This window comes from Leucobacter aridicollis (genome assembly GCF_024399335.1).
GTDB lineage: Bacteria > Actinomycetota > Actinomycetes > Actinomycetales > Microbacteriaceae > Leucobacter > Leucobacter aridicollis_A.
This window is the reverse complement of the sequence record NZ_CP075339.1, coordinates 1638467-1657847: the sequence shown is the minus strand read 5'-3', so window position 1 is coordinate 1657847 and position 19381 is coordinate 1638467. Positions and strand designations below refer to the sequence as shown.

Genomic DNA, 19381 nt, shown 5'->3' with positions numbered 1-19381 from the left:
CCCGAGCATCCTGGTTGGCTCGCTACTCCTCCGGCTGCAGCCTGACGCCGAGCAGTGCCTGGACGGCGTTCGCGACGAGGCAGGGATCGTCGACACCCGCGTCGAGGGCTGCGTCGAGCGTCGCGAGCATGACTGGCGTGTCGAGGTCGTTTGCGAGGGCGGCGCGAAGCTGTTGGAGCACCGCAGCGGACGAGGCCGGCTCGGCGCTCTCGCGTTCGAGCCCCTCTCGCCAGGCAGCGAGCCGACGCTCGGCGCGCTCGAGGTCGCTGTCGAACCACTCCCACTCGCTCCGGTAGTGGTTTGCGAGCAGTGCGAGCCGGATCGCCGATGGGTCGACAGCGTGGCCTGCGTGCGTGCCATCGAGCAGCTTCGACACGAAGACAAGGTTGCCACGCGACTTCGACATTTTGTGTCCGTCGTACGATACGAGCGCAGCGTGGCAGTATGCGTGCGCGAGCGGCTTACCCGAGAGCGCCGTCGCGTGTGCAGCCGTGAACTCGTGGTGCGGGAAGACGAGGTCGTGGCCACCGCCCTGCACGGTAAACAGGTCTCCGAGCGCCTGCTGGGCGATGACCGTGCACTCGATGTGCCAGCCTGGCCGGCCCTCGCCGACGACTGAGCCCCAGCTCGGCTCCCCCTCGCGCGCCGCGCGCCACAGCAGCGGATCGAGGACGTCTCGCTTGCCCTCGCGCTCTGGGTCACCCCCGCGCTCGGCGCTTAGCGTCTCGAGCAGCGCGCGCTCGTAGGGCGCGACGTCGCCAAGCCGCCACTGCGACTGCTGCTGCGCGCCTCGGACGTCAAAGTAGATGTCGTCGCCGGCCTCCGACTCCGGTGTGGGTACGCGATAGGCGTATCCGAGTTCCATGAGTCGGTTCACGCCGTCCGCGATCTCGTCGATCGCCTCGGTCACTGCGACAAAATGCGTGGGAGGGATCATCCCGATCCGGTGCATGTCCGAGCGGTACAGCCCGATTTGCTCGTCGGCAAGCGCCCGCCAGTCGACGTTTGTCGCGTTCGCACGCTCGAGAAGCGGGTCGTCGATGTCGGTAATGTTCTGCGCGTAGACAGTCTCGATGCCGGCGTCGCGCCAGGCACGCTGCATGATGTCGAATGTCAGGTATGTGAAGGCGTGCCCGATGTGCGTCGCGTCGTACGGTGTGAGTCCGCAAACGTAGAGTGTGGCGCGATCGTCCTGGATCGCTGGGTGCTCAAGCCGTCCCTTTGCCGTGTTGAAGAGCTTGGGCGCTTCGCCAGCCCCGGGAAGCTCAGGAACTATCGGCGGAGTCCATGTTCTCACTGCACACCATCCTGGAACGCGATCGCGGGAACCTCGCCGCCGGGGGTGAGCACGCCGGTGATGAGCAGCACAATGATGACGACACCGATGAGCACGCGGTAGATCACGAACGGCATAAAGCTCCGTTTTGAGATGTAACGCATGAAGAAGCCAATAACCACGAGGGCGATCACAAAGGCGACGACCGTCGCGATGATCGTCATGCTCCACGGCGTCTGCGCCTCGGGCGCCTTGATGACCTTGAAGACCTGGTAAAAGCCCGAGCCGAGCACAGCGGGGATCGCGAGCAGGAACGAGTAGCGCGCGGCGGCCTCACGTTTGTAGCCCATGAAGAGGCCGGCGGTGATCGTACCGCCTGAGCGCGAGACACCTGGAATGAGCGAGGCGGCCTGGGCAAAGCCGTAGATCAGGCCGTGCTTCCAGGTGAGCTTCTCGATGGGACGAACCTTCTGGCCGACCCTATCGGCAACGCCGAGCAGGAGGCCGAACACGATGAGGGAGATCGCGGTGAACCAGAGCGAGCGAAGTGTCGTTTCGATTGCGTCCTGGAACAGCAGCCCGAGCACCACGATCGGCACGGTGCCGAGAATGATCCACCAGCCCATCTTCGCGTCTGGGTCGTTGCGCGGCACAGTCTTGCCAGACAGGGATTTGAACCACCTGCCGATGATGCGCACGATGTCGCGCCAGAAGAACACGATTACCGCCGCCTCAGTGCCGATCTGGGTGATTGCGGTGAATGCCGCACCCGCATCTCCGATACCGAGCAGTTCACTCGTCACCCGGAGGTGAGCGCTCGATGAAACCGGCAGAAACTCTGTGAGCCCCTGCACGATGCCGAGGATGATCGCCTCGAAAATACCCATTCGGTGGTGGCCTTCCGTCTCGTGGCACGCGCTGCGGGCCGTCGTCCAGACTAGCCCAAGCTGGGCTGAACGATCAGTAGGAGCGGAGCAGATCGGCGAGCACGCCGTGCCCGAAGTCAAGCGCGTCAAGGGGAACACGCTCGTCGACGCCGTGGAACATCCCGGGGAAGTCAAGGTCGGCCGGAAGCTTCAGCGGCGCGAACCCGTACCCCGTGATGCCGAGTCGCGCGAGGGCCTTGTTGTCGGTGCCGCCCGACAGTAGGTACGGCAGCACGCGAGCGCCCGGATCGTGCGCCTCGATCGCAGCCTTCATAGCTTCGACGAGCTCACCCGCGAACGGTACCTCAAGCCCGATGTCCGAATGCACAGTCTCGATCTCGATCTCGGGACCAACGAGCTCGCGGATCTTTGCGAGCACATCGTCGCGCTCCGCGGGCAGGGTGCGTACGTCGACGAGCGCTTCAGCTGTGTCAGGGATGACGTTGTGCTTATACCCGGCGGTGAGCACTGTCGGGTTCGAGGTGTTCCGCAGGCTTGCTTGGATGAGGCCAGCGCCCTTGCCAAGGCTCAGCACCATCTCTTCTGGGTTGATCTGTTTCGGATCCTCACCAACGATCGCGGCAATCTCGTCGATGAGCTCGCGAGTCGTATCGCACAGGGCGATCGGCCACTCATGGTTGCCGAGCGCGGCGACCGCCGTCGCGAGCTTCGTGACCGCGTTGTCGTGCCACACACGCGACCCGTGCGCGGCGGTTCCGCGAGCGCGCAGCCTGATCCAGTCGAGGGCCTTCTCGCCGGTCTGCACCAGGTAGGCACGCTGGCCAGCGATCTCGATGGAGTACCCACCGACCTCGCTGATCGCCGATCCCGCACCGGCGAAGAGTTCCGGGTAGTGCTCAACGAGGTGATGCGAGCCGTATACGCCGCCGTTCTCCTCGTCGGCGAAGAACGCAAGAATAACGTCACGTCGCGGCTTCTCGCCAGCACGCAAAAGCTCAGCGATCGCGGTGAGGATCATCGCGTCCATGTCCTTCATATCGACAGCACCGCGCCCCCAGAGCAGGCCGTCCTTCACGACGCCCGCGAACGGGTCGACAGTCCAGTTCGCTGGATCTGCGGGAACAACGTCAAGGTGCCCGTGGAGCACCAGGGCGGGAAGCTCAGGCTCGCGACCAGCGACGCGAGCGACAACGCTCGCGCGGCCCGGTGCAGACTCGATGGTGACGGGGTCGAGCCCCAGCTCGCGCAGGTACGCGCTGACGTAGTCAGCTGCTGGACGTTCAGGGTTCGCGTCGCCCTCTCCACGGTTCGACGTATCGATCCGAATGAGGTCGCGGGCGATCCGCGCGGTTTCCGACAGTTCTACGTTGAGCTCTGTTGCCATACGTCCACCATATCTCGACGGGCGGCACAAGGAACGCGATACGCTCTCAGCTACGCAGCCACAGTCAACGCGGTGTGGCGGAAATATCTGAGAGGTACCGATGCGATCTTCCGCCCCCAGCACCGCGGTGATTGGCTTTCTGCTCGCGGTGGGGTCGGCAGCGTCGTTCGCGCTCTCGGGCGTGTTCGCGAGTTCGCTGATGGCCGCCGGATGGTCGGCCGGCGCCGCAACAACGGCCCGCATTACGCTGTCTGCCCTCGTGCTTCTCGGGCCGACACTCCTGCTCATGCGCGGAAAGTGGGATCTCGTTAGGCGCGCATGGCTGCAGCTTGTCGTCTTCGGCGTGCTCGCGGTCGCTGGCTGCCAGCTCGCCTTCTTCCTCGCCGTCCAGTTCATCCCGCCGAGCCTCGCACTCCTCATCGAGTTCACTGGGCCGGTGATGCTCGTCTTCTGGATGTGGGCGCGCAGCCGGGTCGCTCCGTCGGGCGTTACGCTTGCGGGCGCCGGTGTCGCAGTGCTCGGCGTTGTCGCGATCTCAGGGGTGCTCGCCGGCGTCTCACTCCACCCGCTCGGCATCGCGTTCGCGCTCATCGCTGCCGCCGGAAATGCCGCGTACTACGCAACAGGCGCGGCCGGCGGCCATGGCATCCCAACGCTCCCCTTTGTCGGGCTCGGACTTCTCGTCGGTGCGGTGCCGCTTATCGTCGCCGGCGCGCTCGGCCTGCTGCCATTCCATCTCTCGAATGCGCCCGCCGACATTGCAGGATCGACTGTCTCTCCCTGGCTCGTCGTCGCAGGCATGGTACTCATCTCGACGGTCCTCTCGTACCTGCTTGGCGTGGCAGCCTCTCGTCGGTTAGGCGCGACCGTGGCGAGTTTCACTGGATATGCGGAACCACTTTTCGGGATCGTGTGGACAATCGTGTTGCTCGCCGTCATACCGACCCCGATGCAGTGGCTCGGCGCCGCCCTCATTGTCGCGGGGGTCGTGACGGTCAAAGTCGGAGAATTGCGGCGGGCTCGAGCGGGCTCCGCCTCGCGAACCAGCCGGAGGTAGCTGAGTCGTGGTCGCTCCCGCTCCCGCTCCCGCTTCGACGCACCTACGCCTCGACGACGTCTCTCACACATACGGTGGTCGCCGCGTGCTCACCGACATCACGTTCGCGGTCCCATCGGGCGCCCGCGTCGGACTCATCGGCGAGAACGGCTCCGGAAAGTCGACGCTGCTCCGCATCGCCGCCGGCACGCTCGTCCCTTCCAAAGGGACCGTGTCAGCAACGGCACCCGGAGGAGGAAGCCCGAGGATCGGGCTACTCCATCAGGAGCCTCCGTTCGCCGGCGCTGACACGATCCTGACCGCGCTCGCCGCAGCGACACGGCCGGTCCTAGACGCCGCCGCGAGGCTCGATGCGGCTGGGGCTGCCCTCGCTGCGCCCGGAGACACGGCGGAGCTGCGCGCCCGCGAAACCGCATACGCCGAGGCCCTCGACGACGCCGAGCGCCTCGGGGCATGGGAGCTCGAGACCCGGGTCGAACGCACGCTCGCCGGGCTTGGCATCGAGTCAATCCCACGCGATCGCCGAACCTCGGAACTCTCAGGCGGACAACGGGCACGGCTCTCGCTCGCGTGGACGATTCTCAACTCCCCCGATGTTCTCCTCCTCGACGAGCCCACGAACCACCTCGACGATCAGGCGACGGCGTACGTCATCCACACACTCACCCGCTGGCATGGTCCCGTCCTTTTCGCGAGTCACGACCGCGCGTTCCTCGACGACGCTGCAACCTCGCTCGTCGACCTCGATCCCACGCCGCGGCCGCACACCCGTGCCGCGCAACTTGTTCAGGACGGCGCAGGCAGTGGCATCGGCGTGGCACGGTTCACGGGAAGCTACTCGCAGTACGTCGAAGAGCGAAGGCGGATCCGCTCACGCTGGGAGGAACAGTATGCTGCCGAACAGGCCGAGCTTCGCCGCTTGCGTGCTTCCGCCGGCGCTGGCCAGATCGTTGGGCACGGGGAGTGGAAACCGCGCACTGAGACCCGAGCGGCGCAGAAGTTCTATGCAGACCGCAACGCACGCGTCGTCGCCCGCAGAGTCAACGACGCGAAAGCGCGCCTCGACGCGCTCGCCGCGAAGCAGATTGCGGCGCCGCCGCTTGAGCTCGCGTTTGCAGGGCTCGAAGCGCCTACCTCGCCAAGACTCGAGCCAGCCGATTCCTTGGGTAGCGACACGCACAGTAGCTCCGCTGCGGTAGACGACGGCCCCGTCATTGCCGCGACATCGATCGCAGTCGCCGGCAGGCTTGCCCCAACCACGTTTACCCTGCGGCGCGGCGGGAAGCTTCTCGTCACGGGGCCCAATGGCGCTGGAAAGTCGACGCTGCTCTCGCTGCTCGCCAGGCCGGGCGAGCCAGGCACCGGGAGCCTGAGAGTCGCGCCCGGCACGCGGATCGGGCTCTTGGAGCAGGACGCAACATTTGCGGATCCCCGTGGCCTCGGTGATTCCAGACGAGTCACCGACGTCTACGCGGATGGCGTCGGTGCGCGGCTCGCCGCAGAGAGACCGCTCAGCACGTTCGGGCTGCTGAACGCCCGCGACGAGGGCGTCCCACTGTCCGCCTTAAGCGTTGGCCAGAGGCGCAGATTAGCGCTTGCGATCCTGATCGCTTCACCGCCTGACCTCCTTCTCTTCGACGAGCCAACAAATCATCTCTCGCCCGCGCTCGCTGACGCGCTGGAGCTCGCTGTCACGAACTTCACAGGAACCGTAGTCATCGCGTCTCATGATCCATGGCTCCGCACGCGATGGGACGATCAGCAACTCAGCCTCACCCCCGAGGCACGGACAAAAACGCCTGGTGCTGACATGAATATCGCCTGAACATTGCCTGAATCGAGGCGAAAATTCTGCGAATCGTTGCACAAACGTTGCGCAACTGCCGGTGTCGGCAGACCTTGCCGCAAGCCGCGCGGCGGAGGCGGAGCCCTACCCGGGCGCGATAGGCTCTGCTATGGTTACACAATTCCAGCTTCGAGGGACCGGGTGAAGCGGTCGGGCCCCTCGTGACAACAAGTTACCGCTCTGCACTACTACATGTCTTTTCCCCCGAAAGAGCCGACGGCCTATCCAAGTCGACGCTCCCTCCGGGAGGCGCGCGAGCGGAACGAGCAGGCGACAAGCGGCGCAACACCGACTGCCTCGACCGCCACAGCCGCCCAGCCAACGTCCCCTTCGCAGCAGCTCGAAGGCCTGTTCCTCACGCCGCTGCCCGAGTTTGCACTTGGCGGCGCGCCCTCGGGCGAGCGCCAGACAGCCGCAGAGCCGACATCGAAGCGCCGCCCGCGTGCGAAGCGCGTTGTCGCGGCCACGTTCTCACTTGCCTGCGTAGGGTCGCTTGCGGTCACAACCACGCTTCCCGTGTTCTCTCATGCCTTCGGCACCCCCGAGGCTGCGGCAGCCCGGGCAGACCAACAGCTCCAGAGTTCCGAGGTCACTGCAACCCAAGACGCGCTCGATGCCATCGGCTCGGTCGAGCTCGGAGTCGACCCAGGATCCTACAAGCAGATCACGGCTGAGGCCGGCCTCGTCGATCCAGCATCTCTCGAGTCAACAGATATTCGGTTCGCCTTCGACAGGGAGTTCCCCCTCACCGACGGCTTCGCATACCGCACCGCGCCTGTCGAACAGTTCCACGACGCGCAAGACATCGCTGCCCCGGGCGGCACCCCCGTGCTCGCAATTGGCTCGGGCGAGGTTATCGAGGCGGGCTACGCCACTGACGGTTGCGGCTTCTCGATCAAGCTGCAGCACAACGTCAGCGGCGAGACCCTCACCAGCCGCTACTGCCACATGCAGGTCGATTCCCACGACCATAAAGTTGGCGACAAGGTCGAAATCGGTGACTTCATCGGCAGGGTCGGCAACACAGGCATGTCGTTCGGCGATCATCTGCACCTCGCCCTCAGGCGAAGTGGCGTGCCGATCGACCCGCTCCCCTACATTCAAGAACAGGTCGACAAGGCCGCAAAGCGCGCCGCCGCGAAGCGCGACTAATCCGCGACATGTCCTACCGTGCGCTCATCACCGGCGCGTCAGCCGGACTCGGCACCGAGTTTGCGCGGCAACTCGCGGCTCGCCAAGTAGACCTCGTGCTCGTCGCGCGCGACATCACACGGCTCGAACGGCTCGCACACGTGCTCCGCGGCCGCTACGGAGTCGACGTCGAAGTCATTGCAGCGGACCTCACTGTGCCTGCCTCGCTTGACGCTGTCGCCGCCAGACTCGCGGACACAGAACGGCCAGTTGACATCCTCATCAACAACGCGGGCTTCGGCGTCTACGAAAGCTTCGAGACAAGCAGCCTTACCGACGAGCGGCGCCTGCACGAACTCCTCTCCTGGGCTCCCCTGCGGCTCGCACACGCTGCCGTGCCCGGGATGCTCACGCGGGGCCAGGGCTGGATCCTGAACGTCGCAAGCGCGGCCGCGCTCATGCCAAGCGGCACATACGGCGCTGCAAAGAGCGCGGTCGTCTCCCTCTCGCGCTCACTCCACGCGCGGTATCGCGCACGCGGAGTCAGGGTGACAGCACTCTGCCCCGGCCTCGTCGCAACAGAGTTTCACGAGCGCATGGGCGAGGACCACCTCCCAGCTCTTCCCCGAATCGCCTGGGCCGACGCTGGTCGCGTCGTGAGCGACGGACTGCGGGCCGTGTACTCAGGAAAGCCCATGCGGGTCTCAGACTGGCGCTACAGGCTTGCTCGGCCGCTCATCTCGGTATTGCCCGACCGGCTCCTCGAGCGGCTGGGGAGCACCGGGGCCGGTCGCTGACCCATTGCGCAGCACCAGCGCGGGCGCGCCAGCTAGGCCTCTATGAAGTCTTCCGACCTCGGCATACCTGCCTGAGGCGCAGGCTCAGCCGCCGCGTCACCGTCGCGCTCGGCGTCTGACGCGGCAGCCAGCGGGGCCGGTTCGATCGTGATTCCCGTAAACGCCATAGGCACACCCTGGGCCACGAGAAACGAGCGCCGATCCATGAGCTGAGCGTGCACGTGCGGCTCCGTCGAATTCCCCGAGTTGCCGCACTCGGCGATCACCTGTCCGGCCACCACCTTGTCCCCCGGCCGCACCCGGAGCGAGCCGCGCCGCAGGTGCGCAACGACCCCGTAAACCCCGTCGCTGCCGCGGATTACGACGTGATTGCCGACGACGAAGCCCGGGCCGCCGATGGACCGCACAGTCCCTTCGAACGCGATGTACAGCATCGCGGCCATCGTCGAGCGTGAGCGGTGATCACGCCGCCAGTCGCTCGCGCGTTCGACGACGCCGTCGAGCATCGCGAGCACCGGCTCCCCGAAAGCGGGAAAGTCGGTCGCCGGGAGCATGCTCGGCCCCGCGCCAAACTCTGGGCGGGAGACACCTGCCGGGGCATAGACGAGATCGACGGCGTGCGACTGACCGTAGCCGCGAACGCCGTGACTCGGTACCTGCGTCGCGGGGCTATTGAGCGCGAGCCAGCGCCCCCGGACGGGCGGCTGCACCCACACCTCCCCGCGCGTGTCCTCGTACTCGGCGGCGCGCGAACGGCCCGCCCAGGAGACGGCGACCGCGGCGACGTACCCGATGAGCGCGACGAGCGAGACGACTCCAGCGACGTTCGCGATGGGGCCCGCAGGCAGCACCAACCGAAGCAGCACCCCGCCGATGAGGAGCGCCGTCGCCCAGCCGAGCACCACCCCTCGTACGCGATAGGCGGCACCGAACACGCCGCTCATCGCGCACCACGCGTTCGTTCGACGCGCGTCTCGGTCCAGACGGGTGTCGCCGACTCGCGAACGTCGCCATCGCTACCGAAGACGAGGAACCGGCCGAAGTCGCGGGCGAACCAGCGGTCGTGAGTCACTACGATGACGGTCCCCTCAAACATGCTGAGGGCATGCTGCAGCGCTTCCGCAGACACGAGATCGAGGTTGTCAGTCGGCTCGTCAAGCAACAAAAGCGTCGCGCCGCCGAGCTCGAGAAGCAGAATCTGAAAGCGGGCTTGCTGGCCGCCAGACAGCGACTCGAACAGCTGTTCGGAGGCGCGTGCGAGCTCGTAGCGGGCGAGCGCACGAGCGGCTTCCTCGCGCGGCATGCCCGCTCGGTGTTCGTCGCCGCGATGCAGGATCTCAAGCAGCGTACGTCCGCGGAGGTCGGGTCTGCCCTGATTCTGGGCGAACCAGCCAGGGCGTACTCGCGCGCCGAGCCGTGCGCTGCCAGTATGAGCGACCGCGGGGATCTCGACGTCGCTCACGGGCTCGTGCTCCGGATTCGGGTCGCTCCCGCCCGCAGCGAGCAGGCGCAAGAAGTGGGACTTCCCAGAACCGTTCGAACCGAGCACCGCGATGCGGTCCCCGTACCAGGCCTCGAAGTCAAAGGGCAGCATCAGCCCAGTGAGTTCGAGTTCCTGGCAGACGATGACCCGTTTGCCAGTGCGGCCTCCCGAGAGGCGCATCTCAAGGTGCTGGTCGTGCGGCTGTTCCTCGGGTGGGCCAGCCTCCTCGAAGCGCGCGAGTCTTGTCTGCGCCGCTCGATACCTGGAGGCCATGTCCGAGTTGTAGGCGGCTTTCTGCTTGTACATGAGCATCAACTCGCGAAGCTTCGCGTGCTCCTCGTCCCAGCGCTTGCGGAGCTCCTCGAGACGTTCGAATCGGCGTTTGCGCGCCTCATGATAGGTCGTGAAGCTGCCCGAGTGTGACCAGGCGGTGCTTCCCGCAGCTCCGAGTTCGAGCGTGACGATGGACGTCGCCGTTCGCGCGAGCAGCTCCCGGTCATGGCTCACGAACAGTACGCCTTTGTGCGTCGCCCTGAGTTGTTCTTCGAGCCAGCGTTTGCCAGGCACATCGAGCGAGTTGTCGGGCTCGTCAAGAATGAGTAGCTCGTCTGGTCCTCGGAGCAGCGCTTCCAGGGCGAGTCGCTTTTGCTCACCACCAGAGAGAGAATCGAGCAGGCGGTCGCGGCACTCGTCATAGGCGATCCCAAGAGCAGCGACAGTGCACGTATCCCACAGCACCTCAGCGTCGTAGCCGCCCACGTCGCCCCACGCGGTTACCGCGTTTGCGAAGGCCATCTGCGACTGTGTCGAACCGCTCTCATTCATCTTCGCCTCGGCTCGGGTGAGGCGCTCCGCCGCTTCCCGGAGCTTCGGAGGAGACACTGACAGCAGCAGTTCGTGCACGGTGCCACCGGTAATAAACTGGCGCATCACCCCGACAGACCCGGTTGTCGCAACCGCACCAGACTCTGCAGGAAGCTCCCCCATGGCAATCTTCAGCAACGTGCTCTTGCCCGCACCGTTGGCCCCAATGAGCGCGACCCGCTGCCCCTCTCCAACCGAGAAGGAAACCTCAGAAAGGAGTGGGCGCCCGTCTGAGAGCGTATAGCTCACGGCAGCGATATCAATATGAGCCATCCAACGAACGTAGCATCCGGCGGGCGCGCTCCGGTTGTGCATTTGCCGAGACGGCACACGGCCAGGCAAGGCGCCCTTCACTCCGATCGGACGCTGGGGCTCGGGCTACAAGTAGCGCTGGCCTGCGCGCGGCTTCCTCACAAGCAGGCGCTGCACGGCCCCAACAACGACGGCGACGGTGAAGGCGGCTAGCGGGAGACCGGTGACGAGCAGCATTGCGAACGACATCCAGAACGAGCCGCCGAGCAGCTCGGCCGCGGTCGCCTGGTGGGCGTCGGCGGTGAGCATGACGCCTGAGGCCACACTCACTACGTAAAGCAGTGTTCCAGCGAGGGCAGACAGCATGATCGCACGCAGTCGCTCGGGGCTTCGGCGCGTGCCGACGGCGACAGCCAGAAGCGTGAGAACCGAGGCCGGAGCGATAAGCCAGCGGGCTCCAGCAGACGGGAACAGCCAACCTCCGAGCCACAGCGTTGCCGCGGAGAGCAGGATCGCCCCAGCGAGATAGAGCCCGAAGAGGCGCAGAGCGAGTGCGGGGCGCCGATCCCCCAGACTGTGGTCTTGGCTGGCCGCGCCAGAGGCTTCCGTCATGCCTCAAGTATGCCCGAAGCGCCACAGGGTTCGGCTTGCGCCAGCCACCGTGGGGCAGCCTCCGCGCCGCTGTGGGAGCATCGGGCCTCGCCGACAGCGTGACCGGGCCAGCGCCGCGCCTGCAGCCTACCGTCTGCCGCCTGCCACCTGCCGCCTCCCGCCTGCCACCTGCCACCTGCCACCTGCCGCCTGCCACCTCCCGATGTACACGCTTCTCGCGAGTGCACACGAAATCAAACCGTAGAAACCGTGTACACGTGCAGGGGTCGTGAGCACTCGGCAAGCACCGCCACGCGCTGTCGGCGTGCAGGGGTCGTGTGCACTGGGCGGGCACCGCCAAGCGCTGTCGGCGGGCACTGCCGGCCCACCACAATGCAAGAAGGCCCCTGCCGAAGCAGGGGCCTTACTCGATTCACGTGCGCGAAGGGGGACTTGAACCCCCACGCCCTAATACGGGCACTAGCACCTCAAGCTAGCGCGTCTACCAATTCCGCCATCCGCGCGAATCTGTCTGGCTGGTTTCTCACCGGCCGAACAGAGAATAATTTAGCATGGAATGTTGGCGCAATGCGAATCACCCCGCGCAGCCGGGCGCGGCGCGGGCCCCCTCAAGCCGCCCGACAGTCCTGCATGCCAATGCCCGCAACGATCTTCGCCATTCTCACACTCTCGCAATTGCCGCGAAGCTCCCGCCCGTCGCACGTGCGAGATCCTCGGCAGAAAGCTCGATATCAAGCCCTCGCCGACCCCCGGAGACGAGAATCGATGAGAACCCGGGCGCGGATATGTCTATGACTGTAGCCAAACGCGTCTTCTGCCCGAGCGGGCTGATGCCGCCGACGACGTAGCCGGTCTTCCTCTCGGCGATCTTCGGGTCCGCCATCTGCGCTCGCTTGCCACCGAGCGCAGATGCGAGCGCCTTCAGATCGAGCATTCCCGCAACTGGAACAACCGCAACGACGAGCGAGCCATCGAGATCGGCGAGCAGCGTCTTGAAGACCCGCGTCTCCTCAATCCCGAGTTCGCGCGCAGCTTCTCCCCCAAAGTCGGTTTCCGCCGGATCGTGGGTGTAGCTTCGGACGGTGAATTCGATTCCAGCCTTCGTGAGCGCAACCATCGCCGGTGTCGCCCCAGCCGCTTTCTTTGCCATGACCACCACCATACGTGCGCAGCGACTGCTCGGGGTTACGGCCGGAGCCGCCGCCTGAGCAGGTCAATGCGCTTCTGCAGCTGGGTGACGGACGCCTGTGCAACGGCAGGCCCGCCACACGACCGCCTGAGCTCATTGTGAATGTCCTTGTGCGGCTCGCCGCTCACCCGCGAGTACATACCGACGAGACTCGAGAGCAGCTTTCGCTGTTCCTTCAGCGTTCGATGCAGAGCGCCAGGCGCCTCAGCCTTTTCGGGTGCGTGTTCGAGAATTCCCTGATTCTGCGCGCTGCGACGCGCCTGCCTCGACTGCCGCTGCTGCAGCAAAGCGCGTACCTCTTGCGGCTCGAGGATGCCGGGGAATCCGAGGAAGTCGAGTTCTTCCTCGGTCTCGACCTCGGCGTAGCCGCCGAACTCTGCCCCGTCGAACACCGCCCTGTCGAAGTGAGCGTCAGACTCGAGCGCCTGGTACTTGAATTCATCTTCGATGAGGTCGTCTGAGGCTTTGTCCTCGCGCTCAGCCTCGGCCATGAGTGCCGCCTCTGCGTCCCACATCTCTTCGGCGGACTTTGGTCCCTCGAGTACGTGGTTGCGCTCCTTCTCGAGCTGCGCGGCGAGTTCCATGAGCGGCGGCACGTTCGGAATGAATACCGAGGCGACCTCGCCCCGGCGACGTGAGCGCACGAAGCGTCCGATCGCCTGCGCGAAGAAGAGCGGCGTCGACGAGCTCGTCGCGTACACGCCGACGGCGAGCCTCGGCACGTCCACGCCCTCAGACACCATGCGCACAGCGACCATCCAGCGCGAGGTTCCCGCGGAATAGCTGTCGATTCGCTCCGAGGCCCCAGCGTCGTCGGACAGGATCAGCGCCACTTCCTCACCCGAGATCTCGTGGAGCATCTGCGCGTAGGCCTTCGCCGAGGCGTGGTCGGTCGCGATGACGAGGCCGCCGGCGTCGGGGATGTGGCCGCGCACCTCTGTGAGTCGCCGGTCTGCGGCCCGGAGCACCTTGCCCATCCAGTCCCCTGCGGGGTCGAGGGCGGTGCGCCAGGCTTGGCTCGTGACGTCTTTCGTGTTGCCCTCGCCGAGCCGGGCTTCCATTTCCTCGCCGGCTGAGGTCTGCCAGCGCATCTTACCCGCGTAGACCATGAAAATGACGGGGCGAACGATTCCATCGGCGAGGGCGCGACCGTAGCCGTAGTCGTAGTCGGTGAGGGAGACTCTGGATCCGTCGCCTTGCGGGGCGTACTGCACGAACGGGATCGGCGCTTCGTCGGAGCGGAACGGGGTTCCCGTGAGGGAGAGTCTGCGTTTTGCCGTCCCGTAGGCCTCACGGATGGCGTCGCCCCAACTGAGCGCATCACCACCGTGGTGCACCTCGTCCATGATGACGAGCGTGTCGGTGAACTCGGTGAGCAGCCTGTGTTGCACCGGCTTCATCGCAACCTGGGCATACGTGACGACGACGCCGTCGTAGTGGCGACCGTACCCGAGCCCGTCGTTGTTCGAGTAGCGCGGGTTCAACCTGATCCCTGCCCTGGCGGCCGCGTCGGCCCACTGCACCTTCAGGTGCTCTGTTGGAGCGACGACGATGATCTGGGACACTGTCTGGTTACCGCGCAGTGTCGCGGCGAGCCTCAACGCGAACGTCGTCTTGCCAGCGCCGGGGGTCGCCGATGCGAGGAAGTCACGCGGGTTTCGTTCAAGGTAGAGGTTAATCGCCTCCTGCTGCCAGGCTCGGAGGTTTCCCGCGGTACCGCGCGCAGCCCGCTCTGGGTATGCGGGCGGGAGGTGCTCGGCGGCAAACGTTCCTGGGAGGAGAGTCCCGTCTTCTGCCGATTCAATCACAACGTCTTAGACTACCCATGAACGCTTATTCGTGTCTTGGAGCGCGTCAGCCCGAGCGCGTCGCTTCTGTGGCGCTGAGAGGCTGCCCCCTTCGAGGTGGAGAAGCTGCGCCAATGCAGGTTAGCGCAGACCATATGCGACATGGGTAATAGCAGAATGAACAAGGAGCCGAGACTGTGGTTGACGATTCACGCTTGAGCGGCGGACCGCACGATGGAACTGGTGAGAACCAGGAGTTGCCGTGGTCGCGATTCATCGCCATCGGTGATTCTTTCACTGAGGGCCTTGGCGATCCGGATCCAGATAGCCCCGGCGGACTTCGTGGTTGGGCCGACCGCTTCGCCGAGGTGCTCGCCGCACAAAACGATGAGTTTGCGTATGCGAACCTCGCTGTCCGCGGAAAGCTCATCCAGCAGATCATCGACGAGCAGCTCGACGCGGCTATGGAGCTGCGCCCCGATCTCGTGAGCGTGTGCGCCGGCGGAAATGACGTCATTCGCCCCGGCACCGATCCCGACGAGGTCGCTGCGAAGCTCGACTACATCGTCTCGCGGTTGAAGGAGACAGGCGCGACGATCCTGATCTTCACAGGCGTCGATGTTGCGTTTCAGCCTGTCTTCCGTTCGATCCGGGGCAAGGTCGCGATCTTCAACGAGAACGTTCGCAAGGTCGCGCAGCGACACGACTGCTACGTCGTCGATCAGTGGGCTATCGAGGAGCTCCAAGACAGCAGATACTGGGCTGGCGACAGGCTGCACATGAATGCACTCGGACACCACACGATTGCCCGGGCGGCGCTCGACGCGCTCAACGTTCAGCACGACCTTGGGCCATTGGATCCGCCGACGCTTCTCGAGCGCACGTGGCGGCAGGCGCGCAAGGACGACGTTGTCTGGGCCCGAGAGCACCTTGTTCCGTGGGTGGTCCGCCGACTCAAGCACGTGTCCTCTGGCGACGACATCGAGCCGAAGCGCCCCGAGCCGCAACCGCTTCGGCCGCGCCACGGTCACGCCGACTAGGTCTCACGGAGATTTCACTTCGCACACTCGGCCTCGCAAAGTATGGTGGGAGCATGCCCTACATTACGAAGCAGATCGCAGACACCGTAACTCAGACAGGCGTGACAACTGCCTACGGCGAGGTCGTCGAAGTTGACGGCACGGCAATCATGCCTGTCGCAGTCGGCAGCTACATTTTTGGTGCGGGCGAGGGCGGCGCGGGATCAGGCGCCGGCTCAGACGAGTCGCTCTCGGGCGAGGGCTCGGGCGGCGGTGGCGGCGGCGTCTCGCTGCCGATCGGCGCGTACATCACCCGCGACGGTCACACGAAGTTCGAACCGAACCTCATCGCGCTACTCACGGTTGGCGTGCCGTTCGTGTGGGTTGCTGGCAGGGCGCTCGCTCGCGTCATTCGCGCTTTCAAGCGCTAGCAGGGCGCCAGACCCAGGGCTCGCGTGGGAGCGCCGCAGGGTCGAATCGTGAGACGAGCTGCGATGCGGTTACGCGCTCTTCGGCGCCTGCGAGCCCCAGAGACCCGGCGAGCATTGCGAGCACGTCGGCTGATGCCATGCCCGCTGCCCAGAGGTCGCTCAGCGTTACCGCCCCGTCTCGTTTCGCGAGGCGAGCTCCCGTCGGCCCGAGCACGAGGGGCACGTGCGCGTAGCTCACCTCGGGTGGGGTTGGAAGCCCGAGCAGTCGCTGTAGCAGGATCTGGCGCGGAGTTGACGATGCGAGGTCGTCACCGCGCACGATCTGGTCGACACCCATCGCCGCGTCATCAACGACAACCGCAAGGTTATAGGAGACGGTGCCGTCTCCGCGTTTGAGAACGAGGTCGTCGATGTCGCCCTCCGTGCGGCCCAGGAGCGCGTCGTCGAACGCGAGGCGCGACTCCCCCTCGGGCGCCCGCAGTCTGAGCGCCGGAAGTCGCGGGGCGATCCTCGCCCGGGCCGCCGCGCGTTCAGCATCGGTCAGGTCCCTGCACGTTCCCGGGTACGCCCCCGGAGGAGCGTGCGGCGCTGTGGGCGCCGCAAGAATGTCCTTCCTCGTGCACGTGCACTCGTAGACGAGCCCGGCGCTCGCAAGCTGGGCGATCGCTGCCTCGTGCGCCTCGCCGCTATCAGTCTGCAGCACCGGGTCACCGTCCCAATCAAGGCCGAGGGCTCGCAGGTCGGCGAGCTGCGCACCCGCGGTCCCGGCGTCACGCGCGCGGTCGAGATCCTCAACCCTCACGAGAAATCGCCTGTCGGTCGACCGCGCGAACAGCCATGCAACAAGGGCGGTTCGCAGGTTCCCGAGGTGAAGCTCGCCTGAGGGGCTTGGGGCGTATCGACCGGCACCCTGGTGGGTCGCCGCCGACGGAGTTGACGCTCGTAGGGTACTCACCGCTCTATGTTCCCACGGCGCAGGCGCGACGCCGCCAGCGGCTTGCGCGCTACGCTGGGGCGAGAAGCGACGAGGAGGTACGGGTGAACACAAGCGAGACCGGGAAGAGTGGCGTGCGGGAGCGGGATCTCGCAAACCTACGCGAAGCGCTCGGGCCGAGACTGGTGACTGACAGATCCCGCGTCGCGACCTACGAGAATGACTCCTCGCGGGCCACATTTGCGGGCACGGCGCTCGGCCTCGTGCTCGCGGAGTCCGCTGAGGACGTCTCGGCGGCGCTCGCGTGGGCGCACGAGCACGAGGTCTCGGTCAGCATCCGCGGCGCTGGCACTGGCCTCGTTGGCGGGGCGACAGCGTACGACGGTGGACTAATCGTCTCGCTTGAGCGCATGAACAAGATCGTCGATATCGCACCTGAAGACAGGCTTGCCACGGTGCAACCGGGAGTCATCACGGCCGATCTCGACGACGCGGCGCACGCGCACGGACTGTTCTTTCCACCCGACCCGGCGAGCGTTCGAACCTGCACGGTTGGCGGCAACATCGCGACGAATGCAGGCGGACTTCGCTGCGTCGCGCACGGCGTGACCTCCGACTGGGTTGCGGCACTCACCGTTGTACTGGCCGATGGCAGGATTCTGCGGACTGGCGCCAGGACTCGCAAGAACGTCGTCGGGTACGATCTGACGCGGCTGTTCGTCGGGTCCGAGGGCACTCTCGGGGTGATCGTTGAGGCGGTGGTTCGGCTCGAGTCGGTCCCCGTTGGCGCTCCGGTGACGTTTTGGGCCGAGTTTGAAGCGCTCGCCGAGTCGGGCGCCGCTGTCACGGAGATCGTCGGGTCCGACTCGCGACCCGAAGTTCTCGAGCTCATGGACTCCCTCACCGTCCGGGCGATCGAGGAAGTGTTCCCATCGGGGATTCGCATCCCGCGCGGCGCACTGCTCGTCGGCCAGACCGTAGGCGCAGGCGCAGCCGCGCATGCCGAGGCCATCCTCGCCATCTGTCGCGGGCGCGGCGCGATAGCGGGCGCGGTCGCCGTGAACGACAACCTTGTTGAGGCGCGCAGAAAGTCGAATCCTGCGCTCAGCGCCCGTGGGCTGAAGATCTCCTGCGACGTGGGTGTGCCTGTCTCGCGGCTCGCGGAAATGTTCGCTGGGGTCGCCGACATCTCGAAGAAGCACGGAGTCGAGGTCGCGAGCGTCGCACACGCTGGCGACGGAAACCTGCACTGCAAAGTCGCCGCGCCCGACACTCCAACTGGGATCGCCGCGGCCGACGCCATCATCGACGACATCACCCGCCTCGCGCTCTCTTTCGACGGCACGATCACCGGAGAGCACGGCATCGGGCTTGTGAAGCAGCATGAGCTCGCCTGGCAACTGGATGAGGTGTCGCTCGACGTGCAGCGGGCAATCAAGCGCACGCTTGATCCGCGCAGCATCCTCACCCCGGGTCGCGCGATCTAACGGGAGCACACCGGCGAGTGGTCCACTCACACAGACGCGAAGTGGATCACTGCGTGGTCCAGTGAAAGGATCAGACAATGCGCATTCTGTCGATCCAGTCATCAGTCTCCTACGGCCACGTCGGCAATTCGGCCGCAGTGTTTCCGCTGCAGCGGATCGGGGTCGAGGTCATGCCAGTCTTTACCGTCGCGTTCTCGAACCACACAGGGTACGGCGCGTGGCGGGGACCGATGTTCTCGGGCAACGACGTACGGGAAATCGTCACAGGGATCGAGGAGCGCGGCGGGCTTGCAGGCGTCGACGCTGTGCTCTCCGGCTACCAGGGCGGCGACGACATTGGTGACGCGATCCTCGACGCCGTCGACAGGGTGAAGCAGCACAGCCCGAACGCTGTCTACGCGTGCGACCCAGTGCTTGGCAACGCTGTCTCGGGCTGCCATGTCGCCCCCGAGGTCCAGAACCTTATCCGCGACCGCGTCGTGCCGCGCGCAGACCTCATCACCCCGAACCAGTTCGAGCTCGGCTTCATCACGGGCACGACTCCGACGACGCTCGAGTCCACGCTCGAGTCCGTCGACCTCGCACGTGAGATTGGGCCAAGCACGGTCCTCGTCACGAGCGTAGAGCGCCCAGAACGCGCGGCCGACGGTGTGATCGAGATGCTCGCCGTCCACGGCAACGAGGCTTGGCTCATCGAGACCCCGCGGCTGCCACTCAAGGCGAACGGCTCGGGCGACGTCACCGCTGCCCTCTTCACGGCGCACCTCACGGCGACTGGCGACACCGGCGACGCACTCGCCCGTACTGCATCGAGCGTGTTCACCCTGCTCGAAAACACGCTCGCCTCCGGTCAGCGCGAACTGCAGCTCGTCGAGTCGCAGGAGGCCTACGCACACCCGAGCATGCAGTTCGCCGCGCAGCGGGTCCGCTAGCCATCCTCAGGTC

17 protein-coding genes and 1 tRNA gene are annotated in these 19381 nt (G+C 65.8%); 8 read left to right on the top strand and 10 right to left on the bottom strand.

Annotated features, from left to right (window positions below):
• Positions 1 to 22: 22 nt before the first annotated feature.
• The 3 genes from mshC to KI794_RS07415 form a co-directional block, all read right to left on the bottom strand.
• Positions 23 to 1297: a cysteine--1-D-myo-inosityl 2-amino-2-deoxy-alpha-D-glucopyranoside ligase gene (gene mshC / locus KI794_RS07425; protein ID WP_255809653.1), complete on the bottom strand. Its 1275-nt coding sequence runs from the start codon at positions 1295 to 1297 to the stop codon at positions 23 to 25.
• A complete protein-coding gene (locus KI794_RS07420; protein WP_119279514.1) occupies positions 1294 to 2163 on the bottom strand; it encodes an undecaprenyl-diphosphate phosphatase in 870 nt (289 codons plus the stop codon). The genes mshC and KI794_RS07420 overlap by 4 nt, the downstream gene beginning before the upstream one ends.
• A 73-nt stretch (positions 2164 to 2236) precedes the next feature.
• Complete coding sequence (locus KI794_RS07415; protein ID WP_119279512.1) at positions 2237 to 3547, bottom strand: M20/M25/M40 family metallo-hydrolase; 1311 nt, start codon at positions 3545 to 3547, stop codon at positions 2237 to 2239.
• A 100-nt stretch (positions 3548 to 3647) separates the two neighbouring features.
• On the opposite strand from KI794_RS07415, the gene KI794_RS07410 reads away from it, so the two are divergent.
• The 4 genes from KI794_RS07410 to KI794_RS07395 all read left to right on the top strand — a co-directional run bounded on the left by KI794_RS07410 (position 3648) and on the right by KI794_RS07395 (position 8378).
• A complete protein-coding gene (locus KI794_RS07410; protein ID WP_119279510.1) occupies positions 3648 to 4604 on the top strand; it encodes an EamA family transporter in 957 nt (318 codons plus the stop codon).
• Between the two features lie 7 nt (positions 4605 to 4611).
• Positions 4612 to 6429 (top strand): ABC-F family ATP-binding cassette domain-containing protein, encoded by a 1818-nt coding sequence (locus KI794_RS07405; RefSeq protein ID WP_255809652.1) that lies wholly within the window; start codon positions 4612 to 4614, stop codon positions 6427 to 6429.
• A gap of 213 nt (positions 6430 to 6642) precedes the next feature.
• Positions 6643 to 7602: a M23 family metallopeptidase gene (locus KI794_RS07400; RefSeq protein ID WP_255809651.1), complete on the top strand. Its 960-nt coding sequence runs from the start codon at positions 6643 to 6645 to the stop codon at positions 7600 to 7602.
• Between the two features lie 8 nt (positions 7603 to 7610).
• On the top strand, positions 7611 to 8378 hold the full coding sequence (locus tag KI794_RS07395; RefSeq protein WP_255809650.1) for an SDR family NAD(P)-dependent oxidoreductase: 768 nt from the start codon (positions 7611 to 7613) through the stop codon (positions 8376 to 8378).
• Positions 8379 to 8410: 32 nt separating this feature from the next.
• On the opposite strand, the gene KI794_RS07390 is transcribed toward KI794_RS07395, so the two are convergent.
• The 6 genes from KI794_RS07390 to KI794_RS07365 form a co-directional block, all read right to left on the bottom strand.
• Positions 8411 to 9322, bottom strand: a complete 912-nt coding sequence (locus KI794_RS07390) for a M23 family metallopeptidase (protein WP_255809649.1) — start codon at positions 9320 to 9322, stop codon at positions 8411 to 8413.
• On the bottom strand, positions 9319 to 10998 hold the full coding sequence (locus tag KI794_RS07385; RefSeq protein ID WP_255809648.1) for an ABC-F family ATP-binding cassette domain-containing protein: 1680 nt from the start codon (positions 10996 to 10998) through the stop codon (positions 9319 to 9321). The genes KI794_RS07390 and KI794_RS07385 overlap by 4 nt, the downstream gene beginning before the upstream one ends.
• A 105-nt stretch (positions 10999 to 11103) precedes the next feature.
• The gene (locus KI794_RS07380) at positions 11104 to 11589 is read right to left on the bottom strand and encodes a hypothetical protein (protein WP_119279500.1); all 486 of its coding nucleotides are present in this window, start codon (positions 11587 to 11589) and stop codon (positions 11104 to 11106) included.
• Between the two features lie 417 nt (positions 11590 to 12006).
• A tRNA-Leu gene (locus KI794_RS07375) sits at positions 12007 to 12092 on the bottom strand.
• 158 nt (positions 12093 to 12250) lie between these two features.
• On the bottom strand, positions 12251 to 12739 hold the full coding sequence (gene ybaK / locus KI794_RS07370) for a Cys-tRNA(Pro) deacylase (protein WP_255809647.1): 489 nt from the start codon (positions 12737 to 12739) through the stop codon (positions 12251 to 12253).
• Positions 12740 to 12774: 35 nt separating this feature from the next.
• Complete coding sequence (locus KI794_RS07365) at positions 12775 to 14586, bottom strand: DEAD/DEAH box helicase (protein WP_370647872.1); 1812 nt, start codon at positions 14584 to 14586, stop codon at positions 12775 to 12777.
• Between the two features lie 194 nt (positions 14587 to 14780).
• Here KI794_RS07365 and KI794_RS07360 point away from each other — a divergent pair, with 194 nt between their 5' ends.
• Both KI794_RS07360 and KI794_RS07355 read left to right on the top strand, forming a co-directional pair.
• Positions 14781 to 15605 (top strand): SGNH/GDSL hydrolase family protein, encoded by an 825-nt coding sequence (locus KI794_RS07360; RefSeq protein WP_119279642.1) that lies wholly within the window; start codon positions 14781 to 14783, stop codon positions 15603 to 15605.
• A 53-nt stretch (positions 15606 to 15658) separates the two neighbouring features.
• The gene (locus KI794_RS07355) at positions 15659 to 16015 is read left to right on the top strand and encodes a hypothetical protein (protein ID WP_119279497.1); all 357 of its coding nucleotides are present in this window, start codon (positions 15659 to 15661) and stop codon (positions 16013 to 16015) included.
• Here KI794_RS07355 and gluQRS read toward each other — a convergent pair.
• Positions 16005 to 16970, bottom strand: a complete 966-nt coding sequence (gene gluQRS, locus KI794_RS07350; RefSeq protein ID WP_255809646.1) for a tRNA glutamyl-Q(34) synthetase GluQRS — start codon at positions 16968 to 16970, stop codon at positions 16005 to 16007. The two genes, KI794_RS07355 and gluQRS, sit on opposite strands and share 11 nt — an antisense overlap.
• A gap of 83 nt (positions 16971 to 17053) precedes the next feature.
• Here gluQRS and KI794_RS07345 point away from each other — a divergent pair, with 83 nt between their 5' ends.
• Together KI794_RS07345 and pdxY are read left to right on the top strand one after the other, a co-directional pair.
• Positions 17054 to 18436 carry an FAD-binding oxidoreductase gene (locus KI794_RS07345; protein WP_255809645.1) on the top strand — a complete coding sequence of 461 codons (1383 nt, stop codon included), beginning with the start codon at positions 17054 to 17056 and terminating at the stop codon, positions 18434 to 18436.
• 77 nt (positions 18437 to 18513) lie between these two features.
• Positions 18514 to 19368 carry a pyridoxal kinase PdxY gene (gene pdxY, locus KI794_RS07340; protein ID WP_255809644.1) on the top strand — a complete coding sequence of 285 codons (855 nt, stop codon included), beginning with the start codon at positions 18514 to 18516 and terminating at the stop codon, positions 19366 to 19368.
• The last annotated feature ends 13 nt before the right edge of the window (positions 19369 to 19381 follow it).

Coding starts and splice junctions, on each gene's coding strand:
- KI794_RS07420 (WP_119279514.1), bottom strand. CDS start 2,163: ATGGGTATTTTCGAGGCGATCATCCTCGGCATCGTGCAGGGGCTCACA.
- KI794_RS07415 (WP_119279512.1), bottom strand. CDS start 3,547: ATGGCAACAGAGCTCAACGTAGAACTGTCGGAAACCGCGCGGATCGCC.
- KI794_RS07410 (WP_119279510.1), top strand. CDS start 3,648: ATGCGATCTTCCGCCCCCAGCACCGCGGTGATTGGCTTTCTGCTCGCG.
- KI794_RS07400 (WP_255809651.1), top strand. CDS start 6,643: ATGTCTTTTCCCCCGAAAGAGCCGACGGCCTATCCAAGTCGACGCTCC.
- KI794_RS07395 (WP_255809650.1), top strand. CDS start 7,611: ATGTCCTACCGTGCGCTCATCACCGGCGCGTCAGCCGGACTCGGCACC.
- KI794_RS07390 (WP_255809649.1), bottom strand. CDS start 9,322: ATGAGCGGCGTGTTCGGTGCCGCCTATCGCGTACGAGGGGTGGTGCTC.
- KI794_RS07385 (WP_255809648.1), bottom strand. CDS start 10,998: ATGGCTCATATTGATATCGCTGCCGTGAGCTATACGCTCTCAGACGGG.
- KI794_RS07380 (WP_119279500.1), bottom strand. CDS start 11,589: ATGACGGAAGCCTCTGGCGCGGCCAGCCAAGACCACAGTCTGGGGGAT.
- ybaK (WP_255809647.1), bottom strand. CDS start 12,739: ATGGCAAAGAAAGCGGCTGGGGCGACACCGGCGATGGTTGCGCTCACG.
- KI794_RS07355 (WP_119279497.1), top strand. CDS start 15,659: ATGCCCTACATTACGAAGCAGATCGCAGACACCGTAACTCAGACAGGC.
- pdxY (WP_255809644.1), top strand. CDS start 18,514: ATGCGCATTCTGTCGATCCAGTCATCAGTCTCCTACGGCCACGTCGGC.